We start from the raw sequence: 18448 nt of genomic DNA, 5'->3' as shown, positions 1-18448 counted from the left end.
CATAAAGTATTAAAATAATTTATCTGCGATCGCGCCTTGGCTGATTCCCTAGCAACCGAGCAAATTCGCTTCGTATGACCTGATGACACTCGCACGAACTTGCTTCCAAATCCTCTCGCTTCACGATGCTAATATGACCACGCTGGTAGCGAATCATTCCGGCTCGGCTCAGGGTGCTAGCCGCTACTGTCACACCGGAGCGTCGTACACCCAGCATCTGTGAGATAAATTCTTGCGTAAGTGGAAAATCTTCTGATTCCAAACGGTCAGAGACTGTCAGTAGCCAGCGAGCCAGCCGTTCCTCCAGTGTATGAAGACGGTTGCAAGCAGCAGCTTGCGCCAGTTCAGAGTATAGAGCTTGTACATAGCGCAGCAGCAGCTTTTGAATAGCTCCGCCGCGATCAAACTCGGTTCTAAGTACATCTGCATCCATCCGCATTGCGGTGCCCGCAACTTGCACAAACGCTTTTGTAGTTGTTGTCTTGCCTCCTAAAATTACTGGGATACCTACTATACCTTCATTACTAATTATCCCAACCTCCACCGTCGAGCCATCTTTCATACCAGTGACTACAGAAACCATTCCGTGTTGGGGAAAATAGACCTGTGTGATCGGTTCTCCTGGTTCGTAAATGACTTGCCGAATGGGAAGCGAAACCAACTTCAGGTGGGGAACAAGACGCTCATAATCACTGGACGGCAGAGCCGCTAGCAACTTATTTACTGGTTGCTCAACAGCATTTTTCTCTAATGACATTAGGATTCTCCTGAATGTAGCCGTCTCTAGAAAAAGCATCTGGCGGCATAAGGAGAAAAATCAAATATCTAATCCTAATGTCAAAAGGTGTATTCCCTAAAAAAGTTGTAATAAAAGATTTGAAAACAAGCTATTTAGATGTAGATGTATTAAAATTTACATTTTACTCAAGCTTCTAGCGGTTTTCAGAGCAGAGGATTATGTATAATAACATATTTCGTACCCTGCGGGTTTGCCTTTAGCGTTATCGGAGAGTAGCTGCTACGCGTCTATAGATACAACGCCCACTATCTATATTGCACAATTGCACACAATTAAAATTGTTCAAGTTATTTTTAGATGATGCCTTAGAGAATCAGGACTTACGCAAAAAAGTTCTGAAGTAGCGGTAATTCATGAATTACCGCTACGACAAATCAGGTTTTTGAGACAAGCTCAGTTGTGGTCTAAATACCTGAAAATTGCTGTAATGTATACAAATATTAAGTAAGCGCACTCCTGAGCAGGGAGAGAGAGTAAGGGTTATACTTTTGGGAAAAGGCTATATTTTAACCCCTGCTTTTAACATTTTCATAAATCAATGGCTCTCAATTTTCGCTTCGCGGTAGTCAGCGACTTACACCTGGCACTTCCCCACACAATCTGGGATCATCCCAGCCGGTTTCATCTAGTAGAAGTCAGTATCTCGGCATTTAAAAGTGTACTAGAACATTTAACACAACTAGATTTAGATTTCTTGTTGTTGCCAGGAGATTTAACCCAGCACGGCGAACCAGAGAACCACGCCTGGTTGCAACAATGTTTAGCCCAGCTACCTTTTCCCGTCTATGTTATTCCTGGTAATCATGACGTTCCTGTGCTGTTGCCTGATCAGCAATCAATTGCTTTTAAGGATTTTCCCTACTATTACACGAAGTTTGGCTATGACGATCCACAGCAGATTTACTACATTCGTCAGTTATTACCTGGAGTTAAGCTGATTGGACTGAATTCTAACTCTTTTAATGACCAGGGTGAGCAAGTGGGGTGTTTGGATACCAAACAACTACGGTGGTTAGAAGAGGTGCTAGCGGCATCTGGTGATGAATTAGTTCTGGTGATGGTGCATCATAATGTGGTGGAGCATTTGCCCAATCAATCGAGCCATCCACTGGCAAATCGCTATATGTTGTCCAATTCAGCAGAACTTTTGCAGTTGCTGAGGCGCTACGGAGTCAAGCTAGTGTTTACCGGGCATTTGCATATTCAGGATATTGCTTACTCAGATGGAGTATATGATATTACCACTGGTTCTTTAGTTAGTTATCCTCACCCTTATCGGGTGCTAGAGTTTCATCGGGATAATCAAGGTAAAGAATGGTTGCAAATTTTATCCCATCGGGTAGAGTCAGTGCCTGAGTTCCCGGATTTGCAACAGTCATCACGGCAGTGGATGGGCGATCGCTCTTTCCCCTTCCTAATCAAGCTACTAACTCAATCTCCATTAAACTTACCATTATCACAGGCAAAAGAATTAGCTCCTAATTTGCGAGACTTCTGGGCAACCATTGCCGATGGGGATGCAGTGTTAGATTACCCCGACTTTCCGCTAGAAGTGCGGCGTTACATTCAGACTTATGATGCATTGGCGCAGCCTAACCCAGGCATTGCTACTAGTGCAACTCTTAACCTGATTGATAATAACAGCACACTTTTGCTGGCTTAGGAGTGATCAGTAGCCTCTTTCCATCAGCCCCTCTACTATCAGACTTACCGGGACTTTGTTTGACAAATCGTTCAAACATTGTACCCAGCATTTACCTGTTATTGTGTGTTGCTTTTAGATAGCGATCGCTCCTGCCATAATTCTGCGATCAAAAGTCACCTTAACTGGGCTACTCCTAACTAATTACCGATATCTTCATTCCAAAGTTCCGGGTTAGTTTCAATAAACTCACTCATCATTTGTTCGCATTCGTCAAGATTAAGATTAATTACTTCTACACCGTGAGATACCATAAATTCTTTAGCACCAGGAAAAGTTTTGGATTCTCCAGCGATGACTTTTTTAATGCCAAATTGTACTATTGCCCCAGCGCAGAGATAACACGGCATTAAGGTTGAATAGAGTGTTGTACCTTTGTAGCTGCCAACTCTCCCAGCATTGCGGAGACAATCAATTTCGGCATGAGTGACAGGATCGCCATCTTGCACACGTTTATTGTGTCCTCTGCCGAGAATTTTGCCATCCTTGACGAGAACCGAACCAATGGGAATTCCACCTTCTTGTCTACCTTGTTTTGCTTCTTGAATTGCAGCTTCCATAAACTCATTCATATTAATTCTCCTTTTATGACAAAACAACTAGTATTAATGGATCACGATGGTGGTGTAGATGATTATCTAGCAACTATGGTGCTGTTGACAATGGATCATATTGAACTCCTTGGTGTTGTCGTGACTCCAGCAGATTGCTATATCCAACCGGCTGTTAGCGCCACACGTAAAATTATCGATTTGATGGGATTTTCTCATATCCCGGTTGGAAAGTACTGTGCGTGGTATCAATCCATTTCCTACTCTCTATCGCCGTGATTCGTTTATCGTTGACCATCTCCCCATTCTCAATCAAAGCGAAACCATCACTACGCCTCTGGTTGCCGAAACAGGTCAAGATTTCATCATCCACGTTTTACGTGACGCATCAAGCCCCGTAACGTTGATGGTAACTGGGCCGTTGACGACGGTAGCAGTGGCTTTGGACAAAGCACCGGAAATTGAAGCGAAGATTCACAAAATTGTTTGGATGGGGGGTGCGTTGAATGTTGGTGGTAATGTGGAAAAAAGTTTAGAAGCAGGACAAGATGGTTCCGCCGAATGGAATGTTTATTGGGATGCGGTTTCAGCAGCGCGGGTGTGGGAAACGCAAATTGAAATTATTATGTGTCCTTTAGATTTAACTAACAATGTCCCAGTCACATCAGAATTAGTCCAAAAAATGGGGCGACAACGCCACTATCCCATCTCTGATTTAGCCGGACAATGTTATGCACTAGTTATCCCCCAGGATTATTATTTTTGGGATGTACTGGCGACAGCTTATTTGGCACACCCGGAATTCTATCAGTTGCGCGAATGGGAAACAGAAATTATCACCACTAGTCTGAGTCAGGGGCGGACTAAAGTAGTCCCTGGTGGTCGGAAAATTTATGCAATGGATCAGGTAGATAAAGAGGCTTTTTATACTTACATTTTACAGCAATGGGCAAGGTGAGATTCCAAGCATGTATGCCTCGTCTAGGCTATGATGCTTCTCCAAGGCAGCTTCATGAATAGTGAAGTAAATGGGTATGTAATTCACCCACTCCCTAATACAGATAAGGATTCGTCTTCGGTTGATAGTCAGAACAATTGATCGCTTCTTCTGTGTTGGCAATAGATGGGCGTACAGTACATTTAAGACGGTAATTGTCGGTAAAAAATTGGCAACCAGTACAGGGAATTTGATGCATTTGCTTGGCTATAGTCAAACTATCTCGCGCCGCCGCGCAAAGACTCAAAACAACGAGAATAATTACAGTCCAAGCAACGACGAAGCAAATCGGGATTAATAAAGGTTGAATCCCATGAATGAGGAAAAATATCAGTTTCAACACGGCATGTTGTGATACAAATTAGGAGTTAGAAGTATATTAACTCTTAACTCCTAATTCCTAACTCCTAACTTCTCACTATAGAATTATAAGTTAAACGCCAGCATGACCCAGCGCTAAACCTGTTACCAGCATTCCCAGAACAAGGAACGGTTGGGCGCTGGCTTGGTACTTAACATCATTTTTCACGGGATCGCGTAGGAAATACATATCTTGCAAGGTGATTTGGGGGATGATTAACAGTACTAGTATTGCTGCATACAAATTCTCATGGATGCTGACGAGATAAGCTGCAATCAATCCTTGAAAGACATCAATGGTCACTACACAAATCCAAGCCGCAGTGGTGATGCCAAACATTACAGGTAGTGAATTTAATCCTAGCTGACGATCGCCTTCTACACTCTTAAAATCATTGACAATGGCAATACCCAATCCAGCCAAGCTGTAGAACATTGTCAAAATCACAATTGTAGAATTGAGATCACCAAACAAAGCGTGTCCTGTAGACCAAGGTAGGGTGATATAGCTTGCACCCAAGGCGTAGCTGCCTAACCAGCCGTTTTGCTTGAGTTTCAGGGGAGGTGCAGAATAAATATAAGCGATGAAAGAACCGATGATTGCGATCGCTGTAATTGTCGGAAATTCATGACCCGACCACACATCTAGCATAAATGCTAAACTAATCCCAGCAATCAGTAATACCCAAATCTGAATAATTACCTGGGGTAGGGAAATTGCCCCAGAGGGGATGGGGCGATAGGGTTCATTGATCGCATCGATTTCGCGATCGTAGTAATCATTAAGGATTTGGGTGTAACCTGTCATCAATGGCCCAGCCAGTAACATACAGGTTGCTACCTTCAACACATTTTCTAGTGTCCAGGTATAGTTACCCGAAGAAGCCGCACCACAGACTACGCCCCAAATTAGGGGAATCCAGGTAATCGGCTTCATTAGCTGCAAACGAATTTTCCAAATTGAAGTTTCCCCAGCAGCTGCACCTTTCATCCCCAAAAGTTGCCTAGTTTTCGCACTGCGATCGGCAGATGCGCTGCCTGCGGCGGGCGGAGCGATCGCTTGCTCGTTGGGATTATTTACCACTGAGTCTAGCGCCTTAGATAGGTTGGGGTCTGGGGTAATGGGAGTTGATTCTGACATAAGGTTTACTGATTAATAAGGTATTGGGCATTGCGAATGGGGCATTGGGCATTGGTGATTAAGTTTCTTCCCCATTCCCTATAACTATTGCAAAAGCTTTTTGTGATATAATAAGTATTTTTGTCTTTTGCTTAGTGTTCTTTAGTTTAACGAGCATATTATCATTATCGATGGAAGAGTCAAGCTTAATGTGATTGTGTGACATCGTATTTGAGCCAGTTCATTGTCCCAATTGTGACGGCATCGTAGTGATTAAGGATGACACAACCGCCGAAGGCAAACAGCGCGATCGCCGCTATCTGAGGTTGTAACCGTGCATTCTTGAGAATTTAAAATTAGATACAATTTATCAAATAACAATAGTACTTAAAACCTTACTGAAAATCGGGGTCGTAAACACAATTTTTGTGCAGGCAATGCCATTCGCGTAAAGTCTCGTAGAGAAGGCGGGCTATGCCGAAGCGTAATCTTGATACCTATCATTCATTCTTGCCCAATAAGGCCAGTATAATATTTTATTTTTTACCTAATTTTAGGTAAATCTAATTATAATTACTTATTCATAAAAGTGATATTATTTTTCGCCTCACACGGATAACATCCGTGTATTATGTGGCTATGATGTTGTCTTCTACTTTCTCCTTGGAGAGAAACACAATGTCCTTTGAACTTCCCCGGTTGGGTATGTCTTCTAATGATGTGCTGTCTACAGGCGGCCTTGCGCTCTTGGACGAAGCTAATTTGACGACTTCTTTAACGGGACTGGGACGATCTAGCCAATCTCTCTTATTTGTCGATAGATCGGTGGCGGACTATCAGCAGTTAGTGGCGGGGGCGACTCCGGGTACGGAGATCCATGTGCTTGACCCGATGCAGGATGCTGTTACCCAGATTACCAACACCCTGCTGGGGCGGCAAAACATCGCCAGTTTACATGTTGTTTCCCACGGGGAAGCGGGGGGACTAGACTTTGGCAGCAGCGCTCTTAACCTAACCGATCTGCCTCAGTACGCAGCCCAGTTAAAGACCTGGAGTAAAGCGCTAACCAACGATGCGGATATTTTGTTCTACGGCTGTAACGTTGCCCAAGGCGGAGTTGGTCAGGCGTTTGTCCAAAGCATCAGTCAGTTGACTGGGGCAGATGTTGCTGCCTCCAATAACCTGACAGGCAAAGGTGGCGACTGGAATTTGGAAGTCGCAACAGGAGCAATTGAAACTTCCCCAATTTTCAGTCTTGATGCTCTAAAAAGCTACAAAGGTACGCTGGCATACACCTTGGGCGCACGCCATGCTGTGTCCAGTGGAGATGTTTTTCTCGGCGGTCAATTCATTGAATTAGGTGTTCGTGGTAATGCAGGTTTCTTTGGAACCGCTAGTGCCAAACCAGCTAATTTCTTTGGTACTTCAGCACGAACCAATATTGGACTCAGTATTGACCCAGATGGCTATCAAACTGGAAACGCATTTAGCTACGACGTATTTTTACCTGGTACTCCGTATGAAGGGTGGTCAATCGGCTATCAGCAGAGTGGTACAACTTACTCCCTGCAAAACGCTGGCGGTGCATCAACTAATATCACTGCGACTACAACTGCCGATACCTCTTCTGGCAACACACTTGCCGCAACAGTTACCTCCAACACGGCTCAAAATGTTTCTGTCGTCCAGACCTATTCGTTTGACTACACGCAAGACTACTGGAAAACAGCCGTCACAATTACAAACAACTCAGCAACAGCCATTGACAATCTCCGTTACGCCAGAGGCTATGACCCGGACATTGCTGTAGATGCTGGAGGAGGTACCACTACCACCAACACAATCGTTAACACAATTGCATCTGACGGAAAAGTTATCATTTCTGCCGAAGTTCCCAGCTCCGACCCCTCCTTTGCCACCTATGGTGCGCGACCTTCTTACTACGTTTCGTTTGATCCATCAGCACGGGCATTCCTTAGCCCTAGCCTTTTCTCCCCAGACATCAATTCACTATCGGTAGGAGCTAAGGGAGCAACAGTAACCGCAGATAACGGTGTCGCTCTCTGGTTTGATGTGGGTGCGTTGGCTGCGGGGGCATCTAAGACAGTTCAGTTTTATGGGGGACTATCCACCGATATTCTCGCTGCTGCCGCAAATGCACCGATCAATACCGTACCGAGTACTCAAACTACTAACGAAAATACGTCCCTGACCCTCGGTGGCAGCAATGCCATTAGTGTTGCTGACCCTGATAGTACTAACCTAACGGTGACATTAACCGCCGCCAATGGTAGCACTAGCCTCAGCGGTATCAATGGCTTGAGCTTCGCTTCTGGAGATGGTACAGCCGACAGCACAATGACCTTCAGTGGTACCAAGACTGCCATCAATACGGCTCTCAATAACCTGGTCTTTAACCCAACAACAGGCTTTAGCGGCGCTGCTAGTATCCAGATTCAAACCAGCGATGGTAGTTTCTCTGATGGGGATACCATTAGCATCACCGTGAATGCGATCAACAATGATGCGCCCACGGTGGCCGCTCCTGCTGCGATCGCTATCACTGAAGACGTAGCAAGCGCTCTCACAGGCATCGTTTTCGCTGATATCGATGCGGAGAGTGGCGATGAGAGTGCCACCTTTACCGTTGGTGCAGGCATCCTGGCAGCCACATCTGCTAATGGTGTCACAGTGGGTGGTACGGCAACGAACCTCACCCTCAACGGCACCATTGCAGCCATTAACAGCTTTATTACTGGTAATAAACTCACCTACACCACACCGCTCAATGCTACCTCTGCCCAAACGCTGGGTGTCAGCATCAATGACGGTGGCAACACTGGCTCTGGTGGGGCATTGACTTCGGCTGTGACAAACGTGGCGCTGAACGTGACGGCGGTGAACGACCCACCAACCGTAACGGCTCCGGCTGCGATCGCTACCACTGAAGACGTAGCAAGCGCCCTCACAGGCATCGTTTTCGCTGATGTCGATGCGGGTAGCGGCGCTGTTACCGCGACCTTAACCGTCGGTGCAGGAACCCTAGCTGCGAGCACTGGTAGCGGAGTCACCGTAGGGGGTACAGCTACTAACCTCACCCTTAGCGGCACAATCACGGCGATTAACAGCTTTATTGCTGGTAATAGTCTCACCTACACCACAGCCCTCAATGCTACTGCTGCCCAAACCCTGAGTGTCAGCATCAATGATGGTGGCAACACTGGCTCTGGTGGGGCACAGACTTCGGCTGTGACAAACGTGGCGCTGAACGTGACGGCGGTGAACGACCCACCAACCGTAACGGCTCCGGCTGCGATCGCTACCACTGAAGACGTAGCAAGCGCCCTCACAGGCATCGTTTTCGCTGATGTCGATGCGGGTAGCGGCGCTGTTACCGCGACCTTAACCGTCGGTGCAGGAACCCTAGCTGCGAGCACTGGTAGCGGAGTCACCGTAGGGGGTACAGCTACTAACCTCACCCTTAGCGGCACAATCACGGCGATTAACAGCTTTATTGCTGGTAATAGTCTCACCTACACCACAGCCCTCAATGCTACTGCTGCCCAAACCCTGAGTGTCAGCATCAATGATGGTGGCAACACTGGCTCTGGTGGGGCACAGACTTCGGCTGTGACAAACGTGGCGCTGAACGTGACGGCGGTGAACGATGCCCCTAGCTTGAGCGGCAATGCAACGCTGACAGCCGTTTTACAAAACACCACTAACCCCAGCGGTAGTACCATCACTAACTTATTTAACAGTCTGTTTAGTGATCCTGATACGGGTGCTAGTCTGAGTGGATTGGCGATCGTTGGCAACACCGCCAACATCACTACGCAAGGTCGATGGGAATACTCGATTGACGGCACTACCTGGGCAAGCGTCGGTGCAGTTGCCGATGGTGCCACCGGCCTGGCGCTCTCTGCTAACACACTGGTGCGCTTTGTCCCGGTCACTGGCTATAACGGCACTCCCCCTAGCTTAACAGTACGCGCCCTTGATAACTCCTATAACGGTGGGTTTACTACTGCCACCACACCAGTGACGGTAAACACGACGAGCAACGGTGGCGCAACGGCGATCGCTAGTACAACAGTTACTATCGACACCAGTGTGAGCTTGCTGTCCAATCTAGTGTGGCGTAACAGTAGCACCGGAGAGAATGCTGTTTGGCAACTGAAGGGCGACTTCACCCTGCAAACCGCCTACTTTTTACCCATGGTGACTGAACCAGGCTGGCAGATTGTCAGCACAGCCGACTTCAACCATGATGGCATTGCTGACATCCTTTGGCGCAACCAGGTGAACGGGTCAAACGTCATTTGGCAGATGAATAGCACTGGTTACGAAAGCAGCCACTTCATTACCCAGGTGCCTGATCAAAATTGGCAGATTGTCAGTACAGCCGACTTCAACAGTGACGGTACACCTGATATCCTCTGGCGCAACAAGGCAAGCGGCGAGAACACTATTTGGGAGATGAAGAGCGACTTCACCCTGCAAGCCAGCCACTTCTTTACCCAGATACCTGATCAAAATTGGCAGATTGTCAGTACAGCTAAATTCAACAGTGACGGTACACCTGATATCCTCTGGCGCAACAAGGCAAGCGGCGAGAACGCCATTTGGGAGATGAAGAGTGACTTCACCCTGCAAGCCGGCCACTTCTTTACCCAGGTGCCTGATCAAAACTGGCAGATTGTCACTACAGCCAACTTCAACAGTGACGGTACACCTGATATCCTCTGGCGCAACAAGGCAAGCGGCGAGAACGCCATTTGGGAGATGAAGAGCGACTTCACCCTGCAAACCGGCCACTTCATTCCCCAGGTGCCTGATCAAAACTGGCAAATTGCGGGCACTGATGACTTCAACGGCGACGGTACACCTGATATCCTCTGGCGCAACAAGCAGACGGCAAAGGAGGATATCTGGCAAATGAGTGGCTTTAGCTATGCACAAAGATATCCACTCGTTGACGTGACCGATCCTAATTGGAGCGTGAAGCCTTTTGTGGCAGCTTAGATAAGCTGACGCGCATTTAAATTTGATAATTTAGCGCCTGAAACCGTTTGCTGCTTTAGATTGTTTTCTAAAACTAGATGACGAACAGCTTACTTCTGAACAGATCTGGCGGATAGAAACTAAGTCTCATTTCTAAGCAAAGCGGTAGCCGCATGATTGCGGCTACCGCTTTGCTTATGTCCATGCTCTCATGGGGGAAACCCCCAAGATTGCGCTGCCTTTCCGTTGTAGCAACTGGCGCGACACGGAGAAATGAGAGTCTAAGAGATATTTTGCGTAAGTCCTACTAAAATGATTGTCTGAAACCTTAATAGAACTTACGCACTGAAAACCTTAAACCTACGTTCAATAATTGGGAATGTTCTCAATTATTTCTGGGAAGCCTAAATACCTACCCGTGAAAGACTCCCCATTCCCATAACTTAAAACGAAATTATCAAATAATTATTCTGAAACTTTGCTCCAGCAACGGGTCTGCCACTCAGAGCCGGGGGTAGAGGAATATTCCGTCGCTGGTCTCCTGCTTCCACCGTGACTTCTGGCCCATATTGGGTGAGTTTAACCTGCTTTTTGTCAAATCCTGGCAAGAATAAGCGTACTTGACGATTATGGATGTCTATTTCAATTGGTTTGGGAGCCTGTAACGCTTCTGCTTCAAAGTTGGGTAGGGCGTCTATCAGTGGTTGCCAGTCACCTGTGGGCAAGTCGGGAACGACGCTCACAGGTAAGGGTATAAATTCCTCTGACAGGTTGACATTGGTCTGAGTAGACACAAGCAGAACACCACCGACAGTTAAACCGATTTGTTGAGCGCTACCCCACAAATAACGGGCATTTGCTACCTCAATGGGATCTCCTGTGGTCACTAAAAAAGCAGCGAGACGGTTGGGGTCAGCAAGAGCGGCTCTCCCCTTTTCTAAGAAATTATTGACTTGGTTAGTGGGCCCTGCAAAGTTATCTGCTGTCCAGTTGACATTGAAAAAGCTGCTAATCAGTGGTTGAATCAAGGGCGATTCCGTAATCGTCTTCCCCAAGTCGGAGTTGACAAACAATTGCCGAAATCGCCGAACATACCAACTGAGAGATTCTGGCAAACCCAACATTCGCAACGTTAAAGAGTCACCCGTGCCATCGTAGACGATCGCATCATATTTGCCACTGGCATCATATTCGCGGATAGCATTCAGGGCTAGGGCGGTGTCCATGCCTGGTAAGACTACCAGTTCTTGACCAAAAACGTCTTTGAAAATGGGCGTGCGGAGATATTGCGCCTCAAGTTTCTTCGCTTCGTCCCAGTTGCGTTCTAGTAGTACAGATGCTTGAAACTGGACTGCTTGCAGATTGGGAGCGATTTCGTGGGGATCGGCAGCAATGGGAGTACCCAGCAGAATTGCCAATGTTGGTTCCTGATGTCCAGCTAGAAGTACGCGCTTGCCTTGACTTGCCAATAATTTGGCGGCGGCGATCGCAATTTTGGTACGAGCGGTGGCGCCTTTGCCCAAAAATGTCAATATTAGAGCCATGACTTGATTCCTATTTTCACCGCCGAGCTTTTCAACTCCAACTTAACATTCAACAAAGACTCTGGGACTGTGCTTTCAACTTCAGATGCCAAGAAAAACCTGATCTAAGTTCTTTACTACTACACAGGTTTGATTTCATCTTCAAAAAACCAACTGGAAGAATTGTCGTCAAACAACACCACTATACCGATCCCAGCATCAATGACTTTGTAGCCTTGGATGATACCCACTTGTCCGAGTTTTTTCACAATTGGGGGAGAAACGCGATCGCGCAAACGAAAGACTTTAACCTTTTGTCCGATTTCCATGCCTGATTACAATGCAATAAACCAAGTCTCAGTGTAGCGGAATCCGTGACTCTGCTCTCACAAATTCAGGGGAGATGAGGGGATGGGAGCGATGAAGAAGAATAAATCCAAACTCCAAACTCCTGTACAGACGCGATTAATCGCGTCTCTTCAAACTCCAAACTCCAAACTCCTGATCTAACAGCTTAAAATTAAATCAACAACCAAACATCTTATATACCCAATGTTTGTCACAGCGCAAGAGCTAGAACAGCAGATGCCCGATGCAACTCGGTTGTTAAGTGATGAGCCGGAGATGGAAACTTCGTTGCACTATATGCAGCTATTGCTGCTAGTAACTTCCCTTGAGTGGCTATGGCGTGACTGTAATGATTTCTTTATAGGTGCGAATCTAACAATTTATTTTAGCCGTCAGCAGTTGCGAAATCGAGATTTTCGAGGCCCAGACTTTTTTTTGGTCAAAGACACCGAAAAGCGATCGCGTAGTTCCTGGGTAGTCTGGGAAGAAGATGGTCGTTATCCAGATTTGATTATTGAATTACTTTCTGAAAGTACGGCTGATATTGACCGGAATTTGAAGAAAAATCTTTATGAAAATCGATTTCACACACCAGAATATTTTTGGTTTTCGCCGGAGAATTTGGAATTTGTTGGTTTTGAATTGGTAGGCAACAAGTATCAGAAAATTACACCAAATGCACAAGGATGGTGTTGGAGCGATGTGCTTGGGCTGTATTTAGGCGTAGAAGGAGGTAAATTACGCTACTTTACACTCGATGGTGATTTAGTTCCAACACCAGAGGAAGCTGCTATTGCAGCGCAACAGGTGGCATCAGAAGCCCAGCAACAGGCATTAGAAGCCCAGCAACAAGCATTAGAAGCCCAGCAACAGGCATTAGAAGCCCAGCAACAGGCATTAGAGGCACAATTGCAGTTGGAACAAGAACGGCTGCGATCGCATCTGTTGACGGAACATTTGCGATCATTAGGAATTAATCCAGATAGCTTGAGTTAAGTAACAAAGGTAGTAGTCATGTATCAAACAGATCCTCCTCGTCCACCACAAGAAACCATGCCGACGATGTATGATTTACCCAGTGAATTAATAGGGGAATCAGGTTTGCCAGATGAATTTCACCGCATTCAGGCGGATTTGCTCAGTGAGACTTGTCAACCTCTGACTTATTCATCTGAGGAAATTTTGCTTGCTAGTGACTTAAATCTCTACTATGATCCGCGCCATACTTTGTGGTACAAGCGTCCTGATTGGTATATGGTTTTAGGAGTACCTAGCGCTAGCCAACAGCAAGACTTACGCTTAAGTTACGTTATTTGGCAAGAAGGGATTGATCCATTTTTAGTAGTTGAATTACTTTCACCAGGTACAGAACAAGAAGACTTAGGAAAAACACTGCGGGAAGTAAACCGACCCCCAACAAAGTGGGAAGTATATGAACGCATTTTGCGGGTTCCTTACTACGTTATTTATGATCGCTATGAAAATCATTTGCGTGCTTTTCAACTCATAGGCACTCGCTACGAGGCAATATCTTTATCAGAGAACCGCTTCTGGCTGGAAGAGTTAGAACTAGGATTGGGTTTTTGGCAAGGTTATTATCAGCAGACAACAGGTTTGTGGTTACGTTGGTATAATGCAGGGGGTTGGGTGCGGACACGAAAAGAACAAGCAGAACAAGAGCGCCAACGGGCTGAACAAGAACATCAACGGGCAGAGCAGAGCGATTGGCAGAGTATTTGCGATCGCAAGGAATTGCTCCAGATAGTTTGAGTTAAGCAAAAACTCGCGTCCTTAACAAGAAAGCCAGCGTTGTCGCCAGCATTTATATTTTTAGGAAAAATATACTTAGCAATAGCCGATTTATTGTATAATTACCAAGACGATTTGGGTACGATTTTATAATAATAATGTATTCCCCAAGAAACACAAGGATAGTTTCATAGCTATAAAGCTTTATAGAGAAAAATTGGGTGTGTAAGTAGTGAATGAGGAAGCGGTAATTGTTACGAACAATGCGAGGATTTGTACGTAAAACAAGTAATCTAAGGCGCATCCTGCCGATACATGAACCATTGTGGACAAAGTTTGACTTGCTGAGAACTTTGGTGCGTCGGGATTTAGAGGCGCGGTACAAGGGTTCTGTTTTAGGCAATTTATGGCCTTTGCTAAATCAGTTATCACAATTACTGATTTACACTTATGTGTTTTCCATCGTGTTGAAGGTGAAGTTAAGTGTAAAAAGTTTACCAGAAAATAACTTCACCTTTGGTTTATGGCTATTTGCGGGATTAGTGCCTTGGATTGCTTTTAGTGGTGGTTTGAATCAGGCTGCTAGTTCCGTAATCGTACAGCCAAATTTAGTCAAGAAAGTGGTGTTTCCTCTAGGATTGTTACCACTAGTGCCAATTTTATCAGCTTTTATTGAGAGTTCCTTTGGTTTAATAGCATTGATTTTTTTTGTGGCGAGCAGTTCTCATACTCTACACACTAGCTTGGCATTATTGCCGTTGGTCTGGATACCGCAGTTATTGCTAACGGCAGGATTGGGCTATTTAGCGGCGGGACTAACGGTATTTTTGCGAGATATCCCGCAGAGTTTAGGGGTAATTTTAAATATTTGGATGTATTTGACACCAATTATTTATCCAGCCTCAGCAATTCCAGAGGAATGGCGGCGATTGGTATTTTGGTTAAATCCGATGACAGCGATCGTTGAAGGATATAGAGATTTAATTTTAGTAGGAGAAGTCAAACATTGGGGCGAGTTAGGAGTTTCCTCGCTAATTGCGTTAGTAATTTTTTGTAGTGGATTGTGGTGTTACCGTCGCCTGCGTCCAGCTTTTGCAGATGTATTGTAAGCACGGAATTGTCAGCACGAATCTTGAAATGTAAATGCCATAATTGTCTTTGAGTTATAGTGTGGTAGTTTTGAGGATTGATAGCAAAATATGGGAGAGAAAATTGTAATTTCCCTCAAGAATGTATCTAAGTCTTTTAAACGGTATGCTCGTCCTGTAGATCGACTCAAAGAAATTTTGTTACCAGGAAAAAGTAGAGCAGATGAATTTTGGGCGCTACGCGATATTAACTTGAATATTCCCAAGGGAGAGACTGTAGGAATTATTGGCCAAAATGGTTCTGGCAAAAGTACACTCCTGCAAATTATTGCCGGAACTATGACTCCAACTAAAGGTAATGTAAAAGTTAATGGTCGAGTTTCTGCATTGCTAGAGTTAGGAAGTGGATTCAACCCAGAGTTTACCGGACAACAAAACGTATTTTTTAATGGACAGATACTCGGCTTAAGTAAAACAGAACTTGAGCAAAAATTTGAAGAAATAGCCGCATTTGCAGATATAGGAGATTTTATTGATGAACCTGTTAAAACTTATTCCAGTGGTATGTTTGTCCGCTTGGCGTTTGCAGTAGCGATTAATGTTAATCCGGAAATTTTGATTGTAGATGAAGCTTTATCTGTAGGAGATGGCGTATTTGTGCATCGCTGTATGGCAAAAATTAAAGACTTTCAAGACTCTGGTGGAACTATTTTATTTGTGTCTCATGATATAGCATCTGTAAATCGTCTTTGCTCAAGCGCTATTTGGATTAATCATGGCCAAATTGTTGAAAAAGGTACTCCAGTAGATATTAGTAAATCATACCAAGCCTGGGTATATGAAAAAATAAATGATGGAATAAAAAATAAGACAGAACGCTTAAGTGACTCACAACCAGATATAGAAATAATCAAAAATTCCGAAGGAAACATAGAGGTTAAATCGGATAAATATATAGAAAATTTAAATCAAAATTATTTTACTAATAAAGAATTCCTGGCATTTCCGACAGTTAAGAGGTTTGGTACGGGACGTTGTGAAATTTTAAGCTTAGAAATTTTGAACGACGAAGGTAAAAAAACAGGTTTTGTTATGCCTGATGATACTTTGATAATCTGCACGAAAATTGTCAGTCACGACCATGTTGAAAGTCCAATCTTTGGGATTACAATGTATGACAGATTAAGAGTACCAATTGCTGGATGGAACACACATCAGTATAAGCATCCATTACCAAAATTTGAAAAAGAAAAATTGATTAGTGTGAGTTTTAACATAAAATGGCCTCATATTAAAAGTGATACTTATTCACTTGAACCTGCCGTAGCTGATGGTAGTCAGGAGAGCCATGAAATGATAGATTGGTTACAGGCTCCTATAGCTATAGAGTCGGGAGTTACTGATTTAACTTTTGGTTTTATTAGATTTACCAAAGTTACTGTTTCCCATGAAGTCGATATTTTCTTAACAAATCAATTATTAACAAATACCTTAACAAAATGATTTGTTATTGTTGCGGTTCGAGTAACTTAAAAGCTGACGATGTTTTGTGGGGAGAATTAATCGATGAATGGCGTATAGCATCTTATGAAGTCGAATATATTAACAAACAGCAAGGTCTACATTGCATAGACTGTAAGTCTAATTTACGCTCAATGTCACTAGCCAAAGCAATAATGAGATGTTTTGGTTATACAGGGTTTTTTAAAGATTTTGTGAAAGATGAAAAAAACCAAAACTTACAAATACTAGAAGTTAATGAAGCGGGGAGTTTAACAAAGTTTTTAGTCGAAATACCTGGTCATACTTTAAAAGTATATCCAGAAATGGATATGATGAATATGAATATTGCAAATATGACTTTTGATTTGGTTGTTCATTCAGATGTTTTAGAACACATCAAGCATCCAATTCGAGGTTTATCGGAGTGCTACAGGGTATTAAAGCCTGGGGGATATTGTGCTTTTACTATACCTATGATTGTTGATAGGCTAACTATTTATAGAGAAGGCATGCCTACAAGTTATCATGGTTCTCAAGAAAATCAACCAGATTTTGTAGTTCATACAGAATATGGATGTGACGCGTGGAAGCAGGTAATCCAAGCAGGATTTCCAGAGTGTCGGCTGTTCTCTGTTGACTATCCTGCTGCACAAGCGTTAGTAGCAGTAAAGTAATTTTATCAGGTTGATACGAAGTATGGAATTTACAGGTGAGAGATACGTTCCTTCTCTAAATGGTCAAATTAAATATGAGCATCTACATCGATATGCTCTATGTGTTGACTATGTAGCTGGGAAATCTGTATTAGATATCGCTTGTGGTGAGGGATATGGTTGTGCATTATTCGCAAGTGCAGCCAAGTCAGTTGTTGGAGTTGATATAAACTCTGAAGTTGTAGAGTATGCCACTAATGAGTATAGTACTCATAATAATGTAAGGTTTCTAGTGGGATCGTGCGACTCAGTACCACTGCCCGATAATTCAGTTGACGTAGTAACATCTTTTGAAACAATCGAGCATCACGATAAGCATGAAGAAATGATGCAGGAGATTAAGCGAGTTCTTAAGCCGGGTGGAGTATTAATTATTTCCTCTCCTAATCGCTTAACTTATTCAGATGAACCTAAATATTCTAATCCCTTTCATGTCAAAGAGCTTTACTATGATGAATTAGCAGCCTTATTGAGACGTTATTTTGGTTATGTTGAGATTTATGGACAAAGAATAGCTATAGGTTCTTTCATATTTAAATTAGAAAATTCCGAAGCAAATGTTTTTAAAGCTTATAGAACAGACGGTAATCAAGTCGAGCAAAAGGTTTCTAGTTTAAATGTACCCATTTATTTTTTTGCAATATGTTCCAACAAGAGTTTTACTACTAAGCCAGATATTGATTCAGTCTATATTGATAGCCAGGATGATTTGTTGAAGTTGATGGAAATAGGTTTGCATCAAACTCAGACAGAATTAGAGCGATCGCAATCTCAACTCCAAGATACTCAAGCTGAATTGCAGCGATCGCAATCTCAACTCCAACAGACTCAGACAGAATTAGAACGATCGCAATCTCAACTCCAAGATACTCAAGCTGAATTGCAGCGATCGCAATCTCAACTCCAACAGACTCAGACAGAATTAGAACGATCGCAATCTCAACTCCAAGATACTCAAGCTGAATTGCAGCGATCGCAATCTCAACTCCAA

At 44.1% G+C, this 18448-nt stretch carries 13 protein-coding genes and 2 pseudogenes; 9 read left to right on the top strand and 6 right to left on the bottom strand.

Annotation, left to right across the window (positions count from 1 at the left end; all coding sequences use genetic code 11):
• Positions 1 to 19 precede the first annotated feature (19 nt).
• Positions 20 to 757 (bottom strand): Crp/Fnr family transcriptional regulator, encoded by a 738-nt coding sequence (locus tag V7K36_RS30935; protein WP_335121541.1) that lies wholly within the window; start codon positions 755 to 757, stop codon positions 20 to 22.
• Positions 758 to 1337: 580 nt separating this feature from the next.
• Here V7K36_RS30935 and V7K36_RS30930 point away from each other — a divergent pair.
• Positions 1338 to 2462 (top strand): metallophosphoesterase family protein, encoded by a 1125-nt coding sequence (locus tag V7K36_RS30930; protein ID WP_335121539.1) that lies wholly within the window; start codon positions 1338 to 1340, stop codon positions 2460 to 2462.
• Positions 2463 to 2641: 179 nt separating this feature from the next.
• Here V7K36_RS30930 and V7K36_RS30925 read toward each other — a convergent pair whose 3' ends face one another.
• Complete coding sequence (locus V7K36_RS30925; RefSeq protein WP_335121537.1) at positions 2642 to 3073, bottom strand: nucleoside deaminase; 432 nt, start codon at positions 3071 to 3073, stop codon at positions 2642 to 2644.
• A gap of 15 nt (positions 3074 to 3088) precedes the next feature.
• Between V7K36_RS30925 and V7K36_RS30920 the strand changes: the two are divergent.
• Positions 3089 to 4010: pseudogene (locus tag V7K36_RS30920) on the top strand (nucleoside hydrolase).
• A 94-nt stretch (positions 4011 to 4104) separates the two neighbouring features.
• Here the strand turns inward: V7K36_RS30920 and V7K36_RS30915 are convergent.
• Positions 4105 to 4392, bottom strand: a complete 288-nt coding sequence (locus V7K36_RS30915; RefSeq protein WP_335121536.1) for a hypothetical protein — start codon at positions 4390 to 4392, stop codon at positions 4105 to 4107.
• Between the two features lie 90 nt (positions 4393 to 4482).
• Positions 4483 to 5550: a chlorophyll synthase ChlG gene (gene chlG, locus V7K36_RS30910; RefSeq protein ID WP_335121534.1), complete on the bottom strand. Its 1068-nt coding sequence runs from the start codon at positions 5548 to 5550 to the stop codon at positions 4483 to 4485.
• A gap of 657 nt (positions 5551 to 6207) precedes the next feature.
• On the opposite strand from chlG, the gene V7K36_RS30905 reads away from it, so the two are divergent.
• Positions 6208 to 10554: a DUF4347 domain-containing protein gene (locus V7K36_RS30905; RefSeq protein WP_335121532.1), complete on the top strand. Its 4347-nt coding sequence runs from the start codon at positions 6208 to 6210 to the stop codon at positions 10552 to 10554.
• A gap of 422 nt (positions 10555 to 10976) precedes the next feature.
• On the opposite strand, the gene V7K36_RS30900 is transcribed toward V7K36_RS30905, so the two are convergent.
• Together V7K36_RS30900 and petP are read right to left on the bottom strand one after the other, a co-directional pair.
• Positions 10977 to 12077 carry a Get3/ArsA fold putative tail anchor-mediating ATPase NosAFP gene (locus V7K36_RS30900; protein WP_335121530.1) on the bottom strand — a complete coding sequence of 367 codons (1101 nt, stop codon included), beginning with the start codon at positions 12075 to 12077 and terminating at the stop codon, positions 10977 to 10979.
• A gap of 119 nt (positions 12078 to 12196) precedes the next feature.
• On the bottom strand, positions 12197 to 12385 hold the full coding sequence (gene petP / locus V7K36_RS30895; RefSeq protein ID WP_335121529.1) for a cytochrome b6f subunit PetP: 189 nt from the start codon (positions 12383 to 12385) through the stop codon (positions 12197 to 12199).
• Between the two features lie 223 nt (positions 12386 to 12608).
• Here petP and V7K36_RS30890 point away from each other — a divergent pair, with 223 nt between their 5' ends.
• The 6 genes and pseudogenes from V7K36_RS30890 to V7K36_RS30865 form a co-directional block, all read left to right on the top strand.
• A complete protein-coding gene (locus tag V7K36_RS30890; protein WP_335121527.1) occupies positions 12609 to 13400 on the top strand; it encodes a Uma2 family endonuclease in 792 nt (263 codons plus the stop codon).
• Positions 13401 to 13418: 18 nt separating this feature from the next.
• Positions 13419 to 14179, top strand: a pseudogene (locus V7K36_RS30885) (Uma2 family endonuclease).
• 237 nt (positions 14180 to 14416) lie between these two features.
• Positions 14417 to 15262: an ABC transporter permease gene (locus V7K36_RS30880; RefSeq protein ID WP_335121599.1), complete on the top strand. Its 846-nt coding sequence runs from the start codon at positions 14417 to 14419 to the stop codon at positions 15260 to 15262.
• A 90-nt stretch (positions 15263 to 15352) separates the two neighbouring features.
• Positions 15353 to 16744, top strand: coding sequence for an ABC transporter ATP-binding protein (locus tag V7K36_RS30875; protein ID WP_335121525.1), 1392 nt, complete (start codon positions 15353 to 15355; stop codon positions 16742 to 16744).
• 152 nt (positions 16745 to 16896) lie between these two features.
• Positions 16897 to 17418: a class I SAM-dependent methyltransferase gene (locus V7K36_RS30870; RefSeq protein WP_335121523.1), complete on the top strand. Its 522-nt coding sequence runs from the start codon at positions 16897 to 16899 to the stop codon at positions 17416 to 17418.
• A 22-nt stretch (positions 17419 to 17440) separates the two neighbouring features.
• Positions 17441 to 18448: class I SAM-dependent methyltransferase (locus V7K36_RS30865; protein WP_335121521.1), on the top strand; the 1008-nt coding region annotated here is incomplete at its 3' end.

The organism is Nostoc sp. (genome assembly GCF_036919555.1).
GTDB lineage: Bacteria > Cyanobacteriota > Cyanobacteriia > Cyanobacteriales > Nostocaceae > Nostoc.
The sequence above is the reverse complement of the archived record's forward strand: the minus strand, read 5'-3'. Positions and strand labels throughout refer to the sequence as shown.

Bases quoted from the DNA above. Each gene is read 5' to 3' on its own strand.
- V7K36_RS30935 (WP_335121541.1), bottom strand. From the start codon at position 757: ATGTCATTAGAGAAAAATGCTGTTGAGCAACCAGTAAATAAGTTGCTA.
- V7K36_RS30930 (WP_335121539.1), top strand. From the start codon at position 1,338: ATGGCTCTCAATTTTCGCTTCGCGGTAGTCAGCGACTTACACCTGGCA.
- V7K36_RS30925 (WP_335121537.1), bottom strand. From the start codon at position 3,073: ATGAATGAGTTTATGGAAGCTGCAATTCAAGAAGCAAAACAAGGTAGA.
- chlG (WP_335121534.1), bottom strand. From the start codon at position 5,550: ATGTCAGAATCAACTCCCATTACCCCAGACCCCAACCTATCTAAGGCG.
- V7K36_RS30905 (WP_335121532.1), top strand. From the start codon at position 6,208: ATGTCCTTTGAACTTCCCCGGTTGGGTATGTCTTCTAATGATGTGCTG.
- V7K36_RS30900 (WP_335121530.1), bottom strand. From the start codon at position 12,077: ATGGCTCTAATATTGACATTTTTGGGCAAAGGCGCCACCGCTCGTACC.
- petP (WP_335121529.1), bottom strand. From the start codon at position 12,385: ATGGAAATCGGACAAAAGGTTAAAGTCTTTCGTTTGCGCGATCGCGTT.
- V7K36_RS30890 (WP_335121527.1), top strand. From the start codon at position 12,609: ATGTTTGTCACAGCGCAAGAGCTAGAACAGCAGATGCCCGATGCAACT.
- V7K36_RS30880 (WP_335121599.1), top strand. From the start codon at position 14,417: ATGCGAGGATTTGTACGTAAAACAAGTAATCTAAGGCGCATCCTGCCG.
- V7K36_RS30875 (WP_335121525.1), top strand. From the start codon at position 15,353: ATGGGAGAGAAAATTGTAATTTCCCTCAAGAATGTATCTAAGTCTTTT.
- V7K36_RS30870 (WP_335121523.1), top strand. From the start codon at position 16,897: ATGTCACTAGCCAAAGCAATAATGAGATGTTTTGGTTATACAGGGTTT.